Origin of the sequence: Enterococcus sp. HMSC072F02 (assembly GCF_001837725.1) — a bacterium.
Lineage (GTDB): Bacteria > Bacillota > Bacilli > Lactobacillales > Enterococcaceae > Enterococcus_B > Enterococcus_B lactis.
In genome coordinates this window covers 54,785-71,081 of record NZ_KV833959.1, presented here as the reverse complement: position 1 = coordinate 71,081, position 16,297 = coordinate 54,785, and the positions used below count along the sequence as shown (strand labels likewise).

Genomic DNA, 16,297 nt, shown 5'->3' with positions numbered 1-16,297 from the left:
TTTCTATTTACACAAAATATTTTACACTCTCGTCCTAGATGGCTGGAAATACTTTGGTTATGATTACAGTGAAGAAGAAATCAAAGAGGTAACACGGGAACGCACCCTTGAATTCTTGGAATTACTTGAAGGAAAATCATTTGCAGAACCAAATCCTCAACCAATGTTCCCACAAGGATCAGGAAAATTACGGATCGAACCTTATTCAGAAGGATTACGACAAAGAATCTGGTGGGGAGCTGGTTCACAGCAAACGGCAATCTGGGCAGCACAACATGGAATGAATCTGCAATCATCTACATTAGTCAATTACGAATCCCATGAGCCGTTCCATATCCAACAAGCAAACCAATTACGTGCGTATAAAGAAGCGTGGAAGCAAGCAAGTCATGATTTTGAACCAAGAACATTGGTCACTCGCTCGATCCAGCCAATCACCACTGATTTGGATCGACGCTTATTTGGACAAGACGGTAGTCCGCAACAAGATGCTGTCGGCTATCTTGCTTATCATCGGAACCCGACGATTTTTGGAAAAACTTTTGCAGGTGAACCTGATCAATTAATCAAGGAGCTAGCTGAAGATGAAGCAATCAAAGAAGCAGACACAGTACTTGTCACGATTCCTAATACTTTGGGGGTAGAATACAACATGCACTTGCTTGAAACAATCGTAAAAGATATCGCTCCAGAATTAGGTTGGCGGTAAAAAGGATATTTCTGTAAGTGCAGGATACTTGAGTGAAAAAATAAACACTTCTAATAATCAGTTTAAAGCAAACTCCAAAAGCTAGACTTGAAAATCTGACTTTTGGAGTTTTTTTGTGAATAAACATATAGATAGGGGTACTTATTTTGGATATTCCATTGAGCAGTGAAAATAAGATAAATGAAAAAATTGTTTGTTTATTCATCATTTAGAAAATATTCGATATACTCCGTTTAGTAGATAGAATCGGTTGATATCTGTGGGGTATCATTAGTGTTTTTTACTTTTGTCTCACGCTCTTTTTTGTCTCATTTCATATAAACAATTATTTACTTTGTACTATTTATTTCATTTCTGTGATTTTAATACTTTTTGCTAGATTTTTTACATCAGCTGGAATAACTTTCCCGACTTCTGATTGCTGTGCATTTGACATGCCGCAAGCCATTGCGTACCTTACACATTCTTTTAAAGGATAATTCTGTTCTAATGAATGAGCAAAACCTCCAACAGTGGAATCCCCAGAGCCTGTTGTATTAATGACAGGAATCTTAGGGATCTCAACATTCCAAAATTCTTCTTTTACTTTGACTACTGCACCATACGAGCCGCAAGAAATCATGATAACATCGATATCTTTAAATAAAGGATTTGTTTTTAAATGGTATTTTATATCGCTTTTTTTAGTAATTTTTTGATGGATGATATCTGAAAACTCATGGATATTAGGTTTGATAAACATCGGTTTATACTTACTTGCTAAGACTTCACGGAGATGTTGTCCAGATATATCCATTAATATATAGATGGAAGGATCTATTTGTTCTTTGATATATTGTAATAATTTAGCATACAAAAAGGGGTCTTGATTGTTGACAGAACCATTTATTGTAATGACTGAAAGGTAATTATTTGTGCTGATTTGTTTGATATCATTCATTAATTTTTTGATAGTAGTATCTGCTATTTCAGGACCAGCTTCCACTAGCTCTGTCTGCGTTTCACCATCATGCATGATGGTGACGGCACCTCTTGATTCTTCTGCAATAGGTAAAAAATGCAAATCAAACAAATTTTCATTTTGCAGCATATCTTGAATCATACCGCCAAAATAACCGCCCAAAAACCCCGTTAAAATAACTGATGAACCTAGTAAAGCAGAAGCTCGTCCGCAATTGATTCCCTTGCCGCCTACATAGCGTACCGGAGAAGCAAAGCGTGTCATCGTACCTAATTCAAAGTGTTTTGTAAAATAAATGGAATCAATGGATGGGTTCATCGTGATTGTCAGTATCATTTTTTGGCTCCTTTAATATGGTTAAGTATTTTGAATAATGATGGAAATCTTGTTCTGATAAATGATTATCGGTTATTAGATAATCAAAATCGGTTAATTTTCTAAAAGTATAGACATCTGATTTATTTAATTTTGAATAATCTGCAACAATACATTTGATTTTGGCTGCATTGAGCGCTGCATTTTGAATATTTCCCTCAATAAATTGAGCAGTTGTGACATTGTTTTCAAATATTCCATTTGTTGCAGCGAAAGAGATATCGACATTCAAACTTTCAAAAGATCTTTCTGCAACTTCCCCAATGAACTCTTCTGTAATAGGAGAAAATTCGCCACCTGTAAGTAAAATCCGATAACTAGTATGATTCTTCAAATAGTTGAAAGCAATCAAACTATTTGTAATTACAAATAGATTTTTCTTTTGAATGAAAGGGAGTGCATACAGGATTGTTGTACCGGCGCCTACATAAATAGTAGAATTATCCGGAATTATACTGTTCATGACTTGACCAATATATTTTTTTTCGGCTACATTCGTATCAATCTTTTCTTGAGTCGATAGTTCTCGATTATAAGGTTCCTTTCGTTCAACGCCGCCATACAGCTTTTTTACTTTATTTTTTTTTGCTAATTCAGTGACATCTCGGCGTATGGTCATTTCTGATACGCCTAATTTGTTAGCGATTTCTGAATTAGTTAAATAAAAATCTTTCTCTAATAACGTAATGATTCGTTCTTGTCTTTCTTTTTTCAACATATAAATTACTCCTTTAACATAAAAGTCAAGTTTTGTTCGACTTTGTTCTTCTTAATTATATAGATAAACGATTTTATTTTCAAGTAGATCAAATTTAACAAAATAAATTTCTTTTGAAAGCGTTGACAAAACTAACTAACAGAAATATAATATTCTTGTAAACAAAGATGAACTTAGTAGAACACGAAATTAACAAACTTAATCAAAAAGAGGGTGGAGAAATGGAATATAAAGAGATGTTTGTTCCTAGTCTGATTCAATTAGCGGTAGACGTAAAAAATAAAGAAGAAGCTTTTTTAATAGCTGCCCAACGATTAGAAAAAATGGGGTACGTCAATGAGAATTATTTGAATGGGCTAATTGCAAGAGAAAGAAAATTTCCTACAGGATTGATTACTAAGTATTTAAATATTGCACTGCCACATTCGGAATGTGAATATGTCGAAAAGCCATTCGTTTTTGTTATGCAGCTGAAGAACCCAATTTATTTTTATCAAATGGGGGATAATCAGGAAATGACTGTAGAAAATCTATTTTTTTTAGGAATCAAAGAACCAAAAGAACAAGTAGGATTACTTCAAGCGTTTATGAATTTATTCATGGATGAAACATTCGTAGAAAATTATAAGAAACAAGAAACACCGCAAAAAATATACGAACTTATTACAAATTATATTTAGGAGGAAGAAAAATGAAGAACCGGTTAATTGTCGCATGTGGAAGTGGCGTAGCAACGAGTCAGACAATCGCGAGTAAGATCCAAAGTATGTTAGAAGATGATGGCATTACATTTCCTGTAGAAGCAGTTGATTACAAATCAATCCAAAATGAGCTTCCTACTGCTGGAATCTATGTGTATGTCGCACAGCCTGATGATGAAGTACTTGAACAAGCAAAAGATTTAGGTATTGAAGTATTTCCAGGAATTCCATTTTTAACTGGAATGGGCGTAGAACCTATTTATGATAGTATCAAAGAGTTAATACAGTAAAGGAGGATTGTTGGATAAAAAATTGTCTCGTAGTTTTTCTACTATATTTCAAAAGAAAGAAGGTTTATTTATGGAAGTCTTCCAAACCGTGATCAATTATGTTTTGAATTTAGGATCAGCTATTTTTGTTCCTTTGATTATTTTGATACTTGGATTATTGGCAGGGATGAAATTTAAGAAAGCATTCATGTCTGCATTGACTTTAGGGATCGCTTTTAGCGGGATGTCTATGGTCATTGGCTATATGTCTAACGCAGTAAGTCCAGCATCAGAAGCATTGGCTAAAAATACGGGAATCAGTTTGCCGGCGCTCGATCTAGGGTGGACGGGTGCAGCAAGCATCACATGGTCGTGGAGTTACGCTTTTATATTCTTTGCAGTAACGATTGGGGTCAATTTTGTACTCTTACTTTTTAATTGGACGAAGACGTTAAATGTTGATATGTGGAATGTTTGGGGGAAAGCTTTAACTGCTTATTTAGTTTATTATGTTTCTGGTAGTTTGGCTGCAGGCTTTCTTACAGCAATGGTTCAAGTTATATTGGAATTAAAGCTTGGTGATATGTTTCAGAAGCATATACAGGATCTCACAGGGATTCCATTAGTAACAGTGACTCATTTTATGACATCTGCCGCTGTCTTGTTGCTCCCTTTCAATATGATCATGGATAAAATACCTGCATTGAATAAACGAGCGGATACGAATGCATTGAAGAAGAAAATTGGGATCTTCTCTGAAAACTCTGTAATGGGATTCATTATTGGCTTGGGACTTGGCTTTGCTGCTGCGTACGGTGTCTCAGGTTCTCTTAATCTGGCAGTACAGACTGCGACTGCATTAAGTCTGTTCCCGATGATCTCTAAAATGTTCATGCAATCTTTGTCTCCTTTAGCAGACGCGATGTCAGAATTTATGAAAAAGCGATTTAAGGATCGTGAAGTATATATTGGATTGGACTGGCCGATATTAGCTGGTCGTTCAGAGATTTGGGTTACTGCTATTTTACTTGTTCCTGTGTTTATCGGTTATGCTATTATTTTGCCAGGAAACCAAGTATTACCATTAGCAGGGATCATCAACTATTCGATTGCGGTCGGCGGATTGCTTCTAACAGGAGGAAACTTGGCTCGTATGCTGATCCTGGGAATCCTCACGATGCCTATTTATTTGTACGGTGCCACTTATCTTGCGCCAATACTCAGTGATTTAGCAGAAAAAAGCGGAGCAGTTGAGGGAATCAAGAAAGGACAGTTGATCACATGGTCATCAATAGAAGGGCCGGAGTTCAGGGTTTTATTTGCGGAGGCATTTAATAGAAATATTCTCGCTATTGTAGGATGCGTAATTTTTCTAGGATTGTTTGTTCTACTTTATAAATATATGATAAAAGCGAAAGTCCCGAGCGAACGTTATGCTGAACTGCAAAAATAGCATCGAAATGGTGGGAAAGCAATGAAAAGAGAAGAGATAGAAAAAATAAAATGGACAGTCGTTCTTTGTGGTACACTTCTGCTATTTCTATATGGACTCTTTACTCAGAATATCATCATCAATCTATTGGTTATTTTTTTCGCACTAGTGATCTATAAATATGGAAATCACGTTTTATTCAGAGAGTACGATGAAAAAAGAAAACAGAAAATAGAAGAATCAATGAAAATAAAAGAAGCTACCAAAGAAATATTGAGAGAAAAAAGTTTTATAAAAAGATAATGGAGGGGTCATTATGTCAGATGGACGTATGTTATTTGAGAGAGAACGACAGGACATGGCACGTATCGTAAGAGTGATTTTCGAAAGGAAAAATACAAATGTCGCAGGAGGGAATTTTTCCTTTAAAACCACTGATGATCAAGGAAAAGACTACATTATCATGACACCGACCATGATGTCAGAAGCCTATCTTGGAGAGATTTCTCCTGCACAAGTTCTAGTAGTAGAACCAAGAACGCGTAGAATCGTTGATGGAGTCGGTCATTTAACTCGTGAAATCAATATGCATGAAGCGATGTACGAGACTAATCCAGCAATCAAAGCTGTCTTGCATGCACATGCGCCTAATGCAATGTTCTGGGCGACTACTGGGTTGCCTATGCCTAATTTGACAGAAGCCACAGCTAAAGTAAAAGAGATTCCTGTCATGGACTTTGAGCCTAATTGCTCTGAAGAACTTGCTGAATTGACAAGCGATTATGTAAAAACACATGATTTAGAGTTGCCCCATATGTTATTACTCAATTCACATGGCGTATTGATCAACACAGGTGGAGAATCAGGAATCGAAGCTATCCATAAAGCACTGCAAATCCTTGATACAGTCGAATGGAATGCAGAAATCGCTTATAAACAGACGATTTTCCAAGCACTAGGGATTACTGATGGGTTTTATTCGAAAGGTGAGAAAATCGGCAGATTGGAAGATTTGAAACATAAAACGGCTATTTATAATAAATCTGTTATTACAGCTAGCGGAGACTAACCTATCTGGCAAAAAAACTACGACTTTCACACACTATGATCCAGATTGATGTCTGCTTCAGGTTGTGTCATATAAGTCGTAGTTCTTTTCTTTTATTTAGTTAGAAGATGCTCTGTCCATTCCCTCGCTTGCTCGATTTCGTCCATCGTCAACTGATGACCTGTTACAGTTAGCTGAATCGTCACATTTGCTTGGCGTGTTTCGAATTGATCGGCCAATTCTTTAAAGGAAGCAGAGGAAACGATTGGATCGTTATCACCATAAGAAAGCCAGACGGTTTTATCCTCTAATGTGGAACGGCTTTGATGGACACCTAGAGACATTGGATGGAAAAACAACCCTTTATTTAGCATGGTCTCACGTTCCAATAATAAATGAGCAGCGATGTTTGCGCCATTTGAATAGCCGACAAGCAGCCAATCACTTAACGGTATCTGTTCTGTTTCGCTGATATCTTTGATTTTTTCATGGAGCTTATCTGTTTCTTTTTCCAAACTGTCCAGGTCGAATTGATTCAATCCATTACACTTGAAAAAACGATTCATCCCATCTTCTTGGACCGTGCCACGAAAAGAAAGCAACGTACTGTTTGGTGCAAGAAAGTGAGCGATATCCAGTAAAGAATGTTCATCGCCACCTGTGCCATGAAGTAAGATCAAATGCTTGCCACTTGTTCCTTTTTCAAAAATGTAGGACATTTTGTTCCCTCTTTTCTGTTTCTATAGATGCAAATGAAGTGGCATGAAGAGATTATTCACGTTTTTTATTTGCGTCACTTGTATCGAAAGGACGGACATAGGCTTCAATGGCTTCACGACGTTCTTCTAAGAATGGAGGAAGAGATAGTTTTTCTCCAGCGGATTCTGCTGGTTCATCTTCAAGGAATCCAGGACCGTCAGTTGCTAGTTCAAACAGTACGTGATGAGCGGCTAGGAAGTACTCAGATTGGAAATAGAAACGATTGACGAAACCAGAATTTGGCAATTCAATCTTATTGATTACTTGAATCCAGTATTCCAATGCTTCTTTGTCTGCTACACGCAATGCTAAGTGATGGATATTTCCAAATCCTTCGATTGCTTTTGGCAAGTCTGTCCGATGTTCAATAATGATGCTTGCACCATTTCCGCCTTCACCGATTTCAAATAAGTAGAAATCTCCTGAATGGTCTGTTTCTTTGAATCCTAAGATTTTTTCAAGAATCAAGCGGATATGCTCTAATTGACTGACACGGACAAAGACAGGTCCAAGTCCTGTGATTGCAAATTCTGTCGGTACATTGCTGTTTTTCCAAGGAACGCCAGCTGCTACACCTTGATTGTTTTCGTCAGAGATCAATTGATAATATTGATTATCAAAATCTTCAAACTCGATATATTTTTTGCCGAAACGTTCATTGATTGCTGAATGAGCGACATCATATTTTTCAAATCGTTCCAACCACAAGTCTAATGCAGCGTCACTTGGCACACGGAAAGAAGCACGAGAGATCGTATCTGTTCCTTTTTTTCCTTTTGGCTGATTTGGGAAATCAAAGAAAGTCATATCTGTTCCTGGTGCACCAGTATCATCTGTAAAGTAAAGATGGTAAGTTTCGATGTCATCTTGGTTAACGGTTTTTTTGATTAAGCGCATTCCTAAAATATCTGTAAAAAAGCGGTAGATTTTTGTTGCGCTAGATGTCATTGCTGTAACGTGGTGAATTCCTCTGATTTGTGTATCCATGATAAATTTCCTCCTGTTAACTTACAAAAAGTAAGTGATTGATTTAGACATAGTATAGAGGGTGCATCTTTATTTTGCAATTAATTTGTCTTCTAAAGTATCAGGAAGGAATCAAGAATGAAAAGAGGAGGAACGGATCAATAAAATAAAAAAACTTACGACTAGCTGTATCGATTTCAAAAAAACTAGCTTTAAAAAACTAACTTTAGAATCATTACGGGTGGTCATAAGTCTTTTTATGATTAGATGGAAACGAGCTTCTGAAAGTACTTGGTAAATGTTATTCAAAAGATTGTATCTGTGACAATCAATCGACTCAAAACTAAGCGGCTTTTTCACAACCTCTGATTCACGGTGTTCAAAAGCCAGTTTCTCGGTAGTAAGTCAAATTTATGCAAAAATGAGGAAAGCCATTTTCACAAAATTTTTCTTACTACTCGAAACTAAGCGACTTTTTCACAACCTCTTTGGTTAAGTTGAACGCACATCCAGCACAGAATAGTTCCGAACATCAAATCGGTTTCGGCTGGAAGAATATTCAATCGGCTGGCCATCTTTGAGATAGACGACTTGCTGAACTTCCAGTACAGGATCGTTTTCTGCACAGTTCAAATATTGCTGATCATATTCATCACTTTTATCTGCAGAAATAGCACGATAAGCCCCTGCAAAATGGACATTCAATTCTTGATGAAGATGATCATAGATAGAGGCTAACAAATGTTCTTTTTTTAAACCCGGCACAAGATGAACTGGCATAAAGGTATGCTCTAAAACATACGGCTCGCCATCTAAGATCCTTAACCGGTGAATATTGTAGACAGGTTGCTCGGCATCGATCATCAATCGTTCTTGGATATATTGATTAGGGAATTCAACATCAAAATGAATGATTTGACTCTTCAAAGAACGATTTCTGCGTTTCATTTGGAGGCTCAAACCTTCATACTCGTTAGCGGGCGATGTGTCTTTTTGCATGAATGGATGATTCAAAATTTTCGTTCCTGATCCTCGCTGCGAATAGACAAGTCCTTCCATCGCTAAGATATTGATGGCTTTTTTGATTGTCATCCGGCTCGCACCAAATTCTTTTACCAAGTCCACTTGATTAGGCAAAAAACTATCGGGAGGATACTCTTTTGAACGGATTCGTTCCCTTAAAATATTTGCGATTTCTTCGTATTTTGGCACGTTATTCACCTCTTCTAGAGTATAACGAAAGATTATGCTTCCGACAACTCGAAGTAGCATCTGGAACATTGTTTATTCGAAAAAAGAGGATATGACAAGTTTCTTGTCACATCCCCTTAATGATCCATTAAGCAATATCTAAATCTGGTTGTTTATCTAATACTTTCAAGAACGGGTACCAGATAAAGGCAACGATGATAAAGTCGATGACTTGCAGCATACCACCAAGCCATGAATTTGTTGCTAAGACACCGCTTGCAATGATTGGCACAGTCCATGGAACAGAGACGCCAGTTGGTGCAGGGACAAGTCCAGCAGCCATTACCAAATAATTGAACGTCGTTACGATTAGAGGCGCTACGACCCAAGGAATAAGGATTGTTGCATTCAATACGATTGGTAGACCAAAAATCGCTGGTTCATTTACATTGAAAATACCAGGTGCTAAAGCTAATCGACCAACATCACGATACTGTTTCTTTTTAAGAACAAAGGCCATCAATAAAACGACAGCTAAAGTCATTCCAGAGCCACCAATACCAACAGTGAAGGTTTCCATGAATGGTTTTGTGATGATGTGCGGTAATTCTTTTCCATGTTGATAAGCTTCTAAGTTATCAAGCATCAGTGTATTCCAAATCGGGTCCATTACAGAGTTGACGATGATTTGCCCGTGAAGTCCGAAGAACCATAAGAATTGGACAAAGAACAAAGCAATCAATGTTGCAGGTAAACTACTTCCCAAACCAGTTAATGGTTTTTGGATCACTTCATAAACGACATCATGTAAGTTAGCATTGAAAATACCAGTCATCACAGCGTTGATTACTAAGAAAACAGTTAGTGTGACTACAGCAGGGATCAAAGCGGCAAATGATTTTGTTACTGCAGGTGGAACTCCATCAGGCATTTTGATCTGCCAACCGCGTTTCGTGATTCTGCAGTAGATTTCTCCAGCCAAGAAAGCAGCGATCATTCCAATGAACATTCCTTTTGCGCCAAGACGATCAAGTGAAAGAACACCAGTTACATCTTCACCACCAACGGTTTTCATTGCAAAAGGCGTAAGAATCAAGAAGCTGGCAAAAGACACGGCACCACCGAAAATACCTTCAACGTCATAAGATTTTGATAAATAATAGCCGATACCAAAAGTAACAAAAACCGACATGATGCTCATTGTTGCATTTTGCCCATTACCGAATAAGTTCGATAAAGTTCCCTTTGTTGCGTCACTGAAAAAAGGCAAGTTATTGATAACGACAACAATCGAACCGAACATTGTTAAAGGGAAGGAAAGCATAAACGCATCCCGTAAAACTGTAAGGTAACGATTTTGCCCTAATAAATTAGCTAAGGGCATGATTTTCTCAGAAAGCTTGTCCATAAAACCGTTCATTTTTATTCACCTCAAATTTATTTGCAATCGATTACATACAAAGTATAACGCCGAATATTTTAAATGTCTAGTCATTTTTATAAAAAGTATTGATTTATTTTTTTAGGTTCGTTATGATTACGATATCAAGAAGAAAAGAGAGGAAGTACAAAATGAAAACCTACACATTTCCAGAAAATTTTTGGTGGGGTTCTGCTGCTAGCGGACCGCAAACAGAAGGAAGAGTAAGTAATGACGGAAAAGGAGAAAATATTTGGGATCATTGGTATACATTAGAGCCTGAAAAATTCTTTAATCAAGTAGGACCTGAAAAAACTTCGCAAGTTTACACAAAATACAAAGAAGATGTTCAGTTAATGAAAGAAACTGGCCATAACACATTTCGTACATCTATCCAATGGAGTCGTTTGATTCCAGAAGGGACAGGTGAAATCAATCAAAAAGCTGTTTCTTTTTATCGAGATTATTTTACTGAATTGCTGAACAATGGTATCGAGCCTTTTGTAAATCTTTACCATTTTGATATGCCACTGTCCTTGCAAGAAAAAGGCGGATGGTTATCAAGAGAAACGGTTGACGCTTATGTTTCTTATGCAGCCGCGTGTTTTGAATTGTTTGGAGACCTAGTCAAAAAATGGTTTACTCATAACGAGCCAATCGTGCCTGTAGAAGGAGGCTACTTGTATCAATTCCACTATCCAAATCATATCAATATGAAAGAAGCGGTCCAAGTAGGCTATCATGAGAATTTAGCAAGTGCAAAGGCAATCAAAGCCTACCATGAAGGTTGTCATGATGGTGAGATCGGAATCATCTTGAATCTGACACCAAGTTATCCGAGAGATGAAACGAACCCAGAAGATGTAAAAGCGGCGAAGATCGCTGACGCATTCTTCAACCGATCATTCCTTGACCCTGCAGTGAAAGGCGAGTTTCCACAAGAGTTGATCGAGATTGTCAAAACATTGGGGATAATACCTGACATTCATGAAGGAGACTTAGAACTCATCAGAGAAAACACAATTGACCTGTTAGGAATCAATTATTATCAGCCTCGTCGGATCAAAGCAAAAGAAACACCGATCAATCACGAACAAAGCCCCATGCCAGATGATTATTTTGATAATTACGACATGCCCAATAAAAAAATGAATCCATATCGTGGATGGGAAATTTACGAAAAAGGCATCTATGATATTTTAACGAATACAAGAGAAAACTATGGTAATATCAAATGCTATATTTCTGAAAATGGGATGGGAGTCGAAGGAGAAGAACGTTTTGTTAACAGCGAAGGCATGATTGAAGATGATTATCGGATCGAATTTGTGACGGATCATTTGAAATATGTCCATCAAGCAATCCAAGAAGGAACGAATTGTGTGGGTTACCACATGTGGACATGTATGGACAACTGGTCATGGACAAATGCTTACAAAAATCGCTATGGCTTTATCGCTGTTGACTTGGAACAAGACGGCAAACGCACGATTAAAAAATCAGGTCGCTGGTTTAAAAAGGTCTCTGAAAAAAACGGATTTGATGCCTGATATTTTTTGATAAAACGTTCACAAAATGTTTGTCCTAACACTGTAATCGTGCTACACTAACAGTGAAGGAGGCGTTTACAATGGTAGACACTTATCGCAATATTTTAGTAGCAATTGATGGTTCTGAAAAGGCAGAAAAAGCATTTCTTGAGGCAATCACGATTGCCAAACGAAATCAAGCAACGTTGCACATCCTGTATGTCAATGAAGTAACAGGCAATTACTTTGGTGATTTTGCATTTGTTACAACAAGCCTGCAGGAAGAATTGGATGAGGTTGCGGAAAATCAGATGAAAGAACATCGAAACTTGGCAATCGAAAAAGGCCTGACAGATATCGAGACATATGTTCTTTACGGTTATCCAAAGACACTGATCGCTAATTTCCATGAATCGAAAGAACCAATCTATCTGATTGTCATGGGGGCGACAGGTCTGAATGCGGTAGAACGTGCACTAGTAGGCTCCACTACTTCCTATGTAGTCAACCACGCATCATGTAACGTCATGGTTGTAAAATAAATTAAGGGAACAGAAAGCAAAAAAGCATAACGCTTCTTTTGCTTTCTGTTCCTTTTTATTTTTTGCAAAAAATTACTTTACCTGATGAAGTAATCATGCTATGCTGATTACAACGACAGATGGAGTAATATGGAGGAAAGAACATGATTTCAAGTGATGGAATACGCGGATACAATGATGCGATTATTTTATCGATCCTTAACAAAAACGATTCTTATGGATACGAAATTTCTAAAACGATCCGTGAGAGGACAAATGATTCCTATGTAATCAAAGAGACGACACTTTACTCCGTTTTTGCCCGTTTAGAAAAGAATCAATTGGTTGTTTCGTACCCTGGTGAAGTGACCCATGGAAAAAAACGGACCTATTATAAAATCACTGAAATAGGACGTAATCTTTTAGAAGAAAAAAAGCAAGAGTGGCTGACGACGAAAGACGTGGTCGATCAATTTTTGGAGGGAAAGTAAATGGATACAATCCGTAACTATTTAGAAAGTCTTTTTATCGGAGTACCCCGAAGTACCGAGATAGAAAAGCTGAAAGCTGATCTGTTGGCAAATATGGAAGATCATTATCATGAATTAATGGGAGAAGGGAAAATGAACAAGAGGCCATTGGTACAGTCATCTCGACATTTGGTTCAATCGATGAATTATTAGAAGAATTAGATATCAAAAAAGAAAATCCAAGTCCCGAGACAGAATCAAATTCAGCTTTGATTTATTTAAGTGAAGCGGAAAACTACTGGAAAGAATACAGAGCAGCAGGTCTTCAAGTAGCGTCAGGTGTCCTATTCACTTGTTTATCCTTTGCAGGATTTCTGTTCTTTTGTTCAACAGGCTATGCATTCATGGGTGTTTCTTGTCTGATTTTCGGTATAGCATTAGCTGTCGGTTTTTTCATCGCTTCTGGTATGAAAATCACCCGCTTAAATCACTTTTTGTATAATAGAAAAATACCTGAAAAAGTATTAGCAGAAGCAAAAGAAAAAGAAGAAGCGTATCAGCGAAGTTTTGGCTTCTCGTTGATTGCAGGAATCGGATTATGTATTTTTTCACTTTTCCCACTTTTTGCTTCGATTTTGTGGTATATGGATGGTAGTATCGGTGCCTCTGGATTTTTTGTTACCGTAGGAACGGGTGTCTTTTTGATTATTTATGGCAGTCTTGTCCGTCATTCTTATCGTCAGTTCACTCAAAGCACTTATTCGTGGTAAGTGTGCGCAAATTTGAACACCGTAAGTCAGAGGTTGTGACAGAAGTAGTTAGCTACAAGAATTAGCTTCAAGAAATTTTGGCTTATTTTTCGTAGAAGCTACTTCTGGAACACTAGTTATTCGAAAAAATGACTGTGACACTTTTTTGTCACAGTCATTTTTATATAGAATAATTTAAAAATTCATCATCTAACTCCATAGAATTGTCTAAATCGCTTACCCACGTGAAATCGTTATAGACAGATTTGAGCTGGCTTCTGCGCCATTGAACAGGGATAAAAAGACGCATACTATCTTCATTGAACCCGACTAATAATTTTTTTCCGTCAGTAATGATAGGACGTTGCAACAAAGTAAAATGTGAGACGATTAAATCGACAAGTTCTGAGGTCGTACATTGGTCGATTTGATCTTTTAAATTTTTATAATCAATCGAGCGTTTAGCTAATAGATCGTCAAATCCGTTTTCTGTTAATGATAATAAATAAAAGATTTCTTTTCTGGTTAAAGGCTGTTTAGGCGTGAAATTCGTTCTCTGTAAGGCATTTGATGGTCTTTCAGCCAATTTGCCATCAGATGGTAACTATGTGTACGAGAAGAATAGATCGTAAGCATAACAAAACTCCTTAAATTTTCCATTAATTTGTTCGATCTGTTGAGATAAATAATAGGTAAGGAGCTGAGCACAAGCGTGAAACAACCCAAACATCAATAGAAATAACTTTCTAAAGTCTTAAATTTGCGACGAGAAACAACTAGACTAATAGAAGGAATGTCTCAGCCATTTGGCTTCCTGTTTGTTTTTCTTGCTTATGCTGCAGCTCCTCGGGAAAGGGTTCTAACAATTTGAAGAAGGTTGATGATTGATCTAGTTTCAATTGTGTGAAATTTGAAATCTGGTGTTTTTACTAGATGAATCATCTAACAACTATGATTATAACTTATAGAACTGTTGTTTTGCATTCTGTTTTGTTATAGTTGTTATAAAGTTTTATTTTATTACAGAACCTATTTAGTTAAGAGCGTATAGTTAAAAGTTAAAATTGCTGATTCACATAGAGTTTATGACTTCTTGGAAATTCTTTTTCAATCAGTTTTTTCATCTGTTTATGAAATTCTTTTTTTTCAGTAAACATAAAGGTTTGGGTATCGTAACCTTCTTCATGTAGGAAATAGATTATTCCTTTTTCTGTGTTTTGCGTATAAGCTTTTATACTCCTGTCTTTTTTGAAAGAACAGATCGTATAGTTTTCTATTTGGTCTGGGAGACGTTTGATTTTCTTCAAAATGACTTTTTTATCCTCAAGTTTCATTTTTTCACCTGACTTTATTTTTTATCATATGGAAATCATAGCGCCATTGGTTATATGAAAACAAGAAGGATACTGAAATATATATAAATCGAATAGCGGGTATTTGTTATTAGAATAACTAGTCCAAATAAATGACAACTATTTTCTGATTTATTACAAATGTTTATTCAAATAAATTTGATTACCAAGAAAAGGTAGTGGTATATTTACTGAGGGATACTTTGAAAAACATATGATAGAAACAGTAACAGCATCATGAAAAAATTTTTTTATAAAAATGGAGGGATTGATTTGATGGAAGAACAGTATGTACAAGCAATGACGATCGCAGGATCAGATAGCGATGGAAGCGCAGGGATGCAAGCAGATATGCATACATTCTTTACAAGAAGTGTTTACGGTGTTTCTGTCATGACCGCATGTGTTGCAGGAAATTCTTACGGAATCGGAGCAAGTGTGACCTTGCCAACCGATTTTATCGATAAAGAATTTGAACTGATTGCAGAGGACTTTCAAATACGTGCAGCTAAAACAGGTATGCTAGCAGATTCAAATTTGATTGAGACAGTTGTAAAAAATTATCAAAAATATGATTTTGGTCCATTAGTCGTGGATCCCGTGATCGTAACGAAACATGGAAATCTTTTACTAGAAGAATCTGCTTTACAAAGCTTGAAAGAAAAACTTGTCCCTTTGGCAGAAGTACTGACACCTAATTTTTACGAAGCAGAAAAGCTGACTGGACGGACATTAGCAACTGAAGAAGATTTTGTGCAAGCAGCAAAAGAACTGCAAGATATGGGTGCGAAAAACGTCATGATCAAAGGACATCATGCAAAAGATGCGCAGCAAGAAACAGTCAACGACTACGTATTGCTTGAATCAGGAAAATCATTTTGGCTGAATGCGCCATTTTATCCTACTGACCGGATCAATGGAACTGGCGATTCGTTATCTGCATGTATTGCAGCCGAATTAGCTAAAGGAAAAACAGTAGAACAAGCAATCCGATTGGCAAAAGACTATGTAAACCGTGCGATTCGTGAAGAAATAAACGTAGGGCATAAATATGGACCAATCAATCATTGGGCAGCCGGTGAATTAGAGTAAAAGAAAGAGGTTGTGAAAAAGTCGCTTAGTTTCGA

At 36.9% G+C, this 16,297-nt stretch carries 17 protein-coding genes and 2 pseudogenes; 11 read left to right on the top strand and 8 right to left on the bottom strand.

What is annotated here, in order from left to right:
* Window positions 1-709: LLM class flavin-dependent oxidoreductase (locus HMPREF2731_RS08110; RefSeq protein ID WP_070872707.1), on the top strand; the 709-nt coding region annotated here is incomplete at its 5' end.
* A gap of 343 nt (window positions 710-1,052) precedes the next feature.
* On the opposite strand, the gene HMPREF2731_RS08105 is transcribed toward HMPREF2731_RS08110, so the two are convergent.
* Both HMPREF2731_RS08105 and HMPREF2731_RS08100 read right to left on the bottom strand, forming a co-directional pair.
* A complete protein-coding gene (locus tag HMPREF2731_RS08105) occupies window positions 1,053-2,006 on the bottom strand; it encodes a 1-phosphofructokinase family hexose kinase (protein WP_070872706.1) in 954 nt (317 codons plus the stop codon).
* A complete protein-coding gene (locus tag HMPREF2731_RS08100) occupies window positions 1,972-2,763 on the bottom strand; it encodes a DeoR/GlpR family DNA-binding transcription regulator (protein ID WP_002309656.1) in 792 nt (263 codons plus the stop codon). Before HMPREF2731_RS08100 ends, HMPREF2731_RS08105 begins: the two co-directional genes overlap by 35 nt.
* 221 nt (window positions 2,764-2,984) lie before the next feature.
* Here HMPREF2731_RS08100 and HMPREF2731_RS08095 point away from each other — a divergent pair, with 221 nt between their 5' ends.
* The 5 genes from HMPREF2731_RS08095 to HMPREF2731_RS08075 all read left to right on the top strand — a co-directional run bounded on the left by HMPREF2731_RS08095 (window position 2,985) and on the right by HMPREF2731_RS08075 (window position 6,234).
* On the top strand, window positions 2,985-3,443 hold the full coding sequence (locus HMPREF2731_RS08095) for a PTS sugar transporter subunit IIA (protein ID WP_002309655.1): 459 nt from the start codon (window positions 2,985-2,987) through the stop codon (window positions 3,441-3,443).
* A gap of 11 nt (window positions 3,444-3,454) precedes the next feature.
* The gene (locus tag HMPREF2731_RS08090; protein WP_002291814.1) at window positions 3,455-3,754 is read left to right on the top strand and encodes a PTS sugar transporter subunit IIB; all 300 of its coding nucleotides are present in this window, start codon (window positions 3,455-3,457) and stop codon (window positions 3,752-3,754) included.
* Between the two features lie 70 nt (window positions 3,755-3,824).
* Entirely contained in the window at window positions 3,825-5,186 is a 1,362-nt protein-coding gene (locus HMPREF2731_RS08085; protein ID WP_002345041.1) for a PTS galactitol transporter subunit IIC, read from the top strand.
* A gap of 21 nt (window positions 5,187-5,207) precedes the next feature.
* Window positions 5,208-5,468 (top strand): hypothetical protein, encoded by a 261-nt coding sequence (locus HMPREF2731_RS08080; protein ID WP_002309652.1) that lies wholly within the window; start codon window positions 5,208-5,210, stop codon window positions 5,466-5,468.
* Between the two features lie 13 nt (window positions 5,469-5,481).
* On the top strand, window positions 5,482-6,234 hold the full coding sequence (locus HMPREF2731_RS08075) for a class II aldolase/adducin family protein (RefSeq protein ID WP_002291817.1): 753 nt from the start codon (window positions 5,482-5,484) through the stop codon (window positions 6,232-6,234).
* Between the two features lie 92 nt (window positions 6,235-6,326).
* Here HMPREF2731_RS08075 and HMPREF2731_RS08070 read toward each other — a convergent pair whose 3' ends face one another.
* From HMPREF2731_RS08070 to celB, 4 genes are all read right to left on the bottom strand, one after another.
* Window positions 6,327-6,932: an alpha/beta hydrolase gene (locus tag HMPREF2731_RS08070; RefSeq protein ID WP_070872705.1), complete on the bottom strand. Its 606-nt coding sequence runs from the start codon at window positions 6,930-6,932 to the stop codon at window positions 6,327-6,329.
* A gap of 52 nt (window positions 6,933-6,984) precedes the next feature.
* Window positions 6,985-7,959, bottom strand: coding sequence for a ring-cleaving dioxygenase (locus HMPREF2731_RS08065; RefSeq protein WP_070872704.1), 975 nt, complete (start codon window positions 7,957-7,959; stop codon window positions 6,985-6,987).
* 471 nt (window positions 7,960-8,430) lie between these two features.
* Window positions 8,431-9,150 carry a GntR family transcriptional regulator gene (locus HMPREF2731_RS08060; protein WP_002309645.1) on the bottom strand — a complete coding sequence of 240 codons (720 nt, stop codon included), beginning with the start codon at window positions 9,148-9,150 and terminating at the stop codon, window positions 8,431-8,433.
* Window positions 9,151-9,277: 127 nt separating this feature from the next.
* Complete coding sequence (gene celB, locus HMPREF2731_RS08055; protein WP_002309644.1) at window positions 9,278-10,549, bottom strand: PTS cellobiose transporter subunit IIC; 1,272 nt, start codon at window positions 10,547-10,549, stop codon at window positions 9,278-9,280.
* A gap of 152 nt (window positions 10,550-10,701) precedes the next feature.
* On the opposite strand from celB, the gene HMPREF2731_RS08050 reads away from it, so the two are divergent.
* The 4 genes and pseudogenes from HMPREF2731_RS08050 (at window position 10,702) to HMPREF2731_RS15350 (ending at window position 13,839) form a co-directional block, all read left to right on the top strand.
* A complete protein-coding gene (locus tag HMPREF2731_RS08050; protein ID WP_002309643.1) occupies window positions 10,702-12,099 on the top strand; it encodes a glycoside hydrolase family 1 protein in 1,398 nt (465 codons plus the stop codon).
* An 80-nt stretch (window positions 12,100-12,179) separates the two neighbouring features.
* Window positions 12,180-12,620 carry a universal stress protein gene (locus HMPREF2731_RS08045; RefSeq protein ID WP_070872703.1) on the top strand — a complete coding sequence of 147 codons (441 nt, stop codon included), beginning with the start codon at window positions 12,180-12,182 and terminating at the stop codon, window positions 12,618-12,620.
* Between the two features lie 143 nt (window positions 12,621-12,763).
* Window positions 12,764-13,090, top strand: a complete 327-nt coding sequence (locus tag HMPREF2731_RS08040; RefSeq protein WP_002313903.1) for a PadR family transcriptional regulator — start codon at window positions 12,764-12,766, stop codon at window positions 13,088-13,090.
* Window positions 13,091-13,839 (top strand): annotated as a pseudogene (locus HMPREF2731_RS15350) (permease prefix domain 1-containing protein). It abuts the gene before it with no gap.
* A 160-nt stretch (window positions 13,840-13,999) separates the two neighbouring features.
* Here the strand turns inward: HMPREF2731_RS15350 and HMPREF2731_RS08030 are convergent.
* Together HMPREF2731_RS08030 and HMPREF2731_RS08025 are read right to left on the bottom strand one after the other, a co-directional pair.
* Window positions 14,000-14,454 (bottom strand): annotated as a pseudogene (locus tag HMPREF2731_RS08030) (Spx/MgsR family RNA polymerase-binding regulatory protein).
* A 422-nt stretch (window positions 14,455-14,876) separates the two neighbouring features.
* Window positions 14,877-15,152: a hypothetical protein gene (locus HMPREF2731_RS08025; protein WP_002309639.1), complete on the bottom strand. Its 276-nt coding sequence runs from the start codon at window positions 15,150-15,152 to the stop codon at window positions 14,877-14,879.
* Between the two features lie 294 nt (window positions 15,153-15,446).
* On the opposite strand from HMPREF2731_RS08025, the gene thiD reads away from it, so the two are divergent.
* A complete protein-coding gene (gene thiD, locus HMPREF2731_RS08020) occupies window positions 15,447-16,262 on the top strand; it encodes a bifunctional hydroxymethylpyrimidine kinase/phosphomethylpyrimidine kinase (protein ID WP_002309637.1) in 816 nt (271 codons plus the stop codon).
* Window positions 16,263-16,297: the final 35 nt, after the last annotated feature.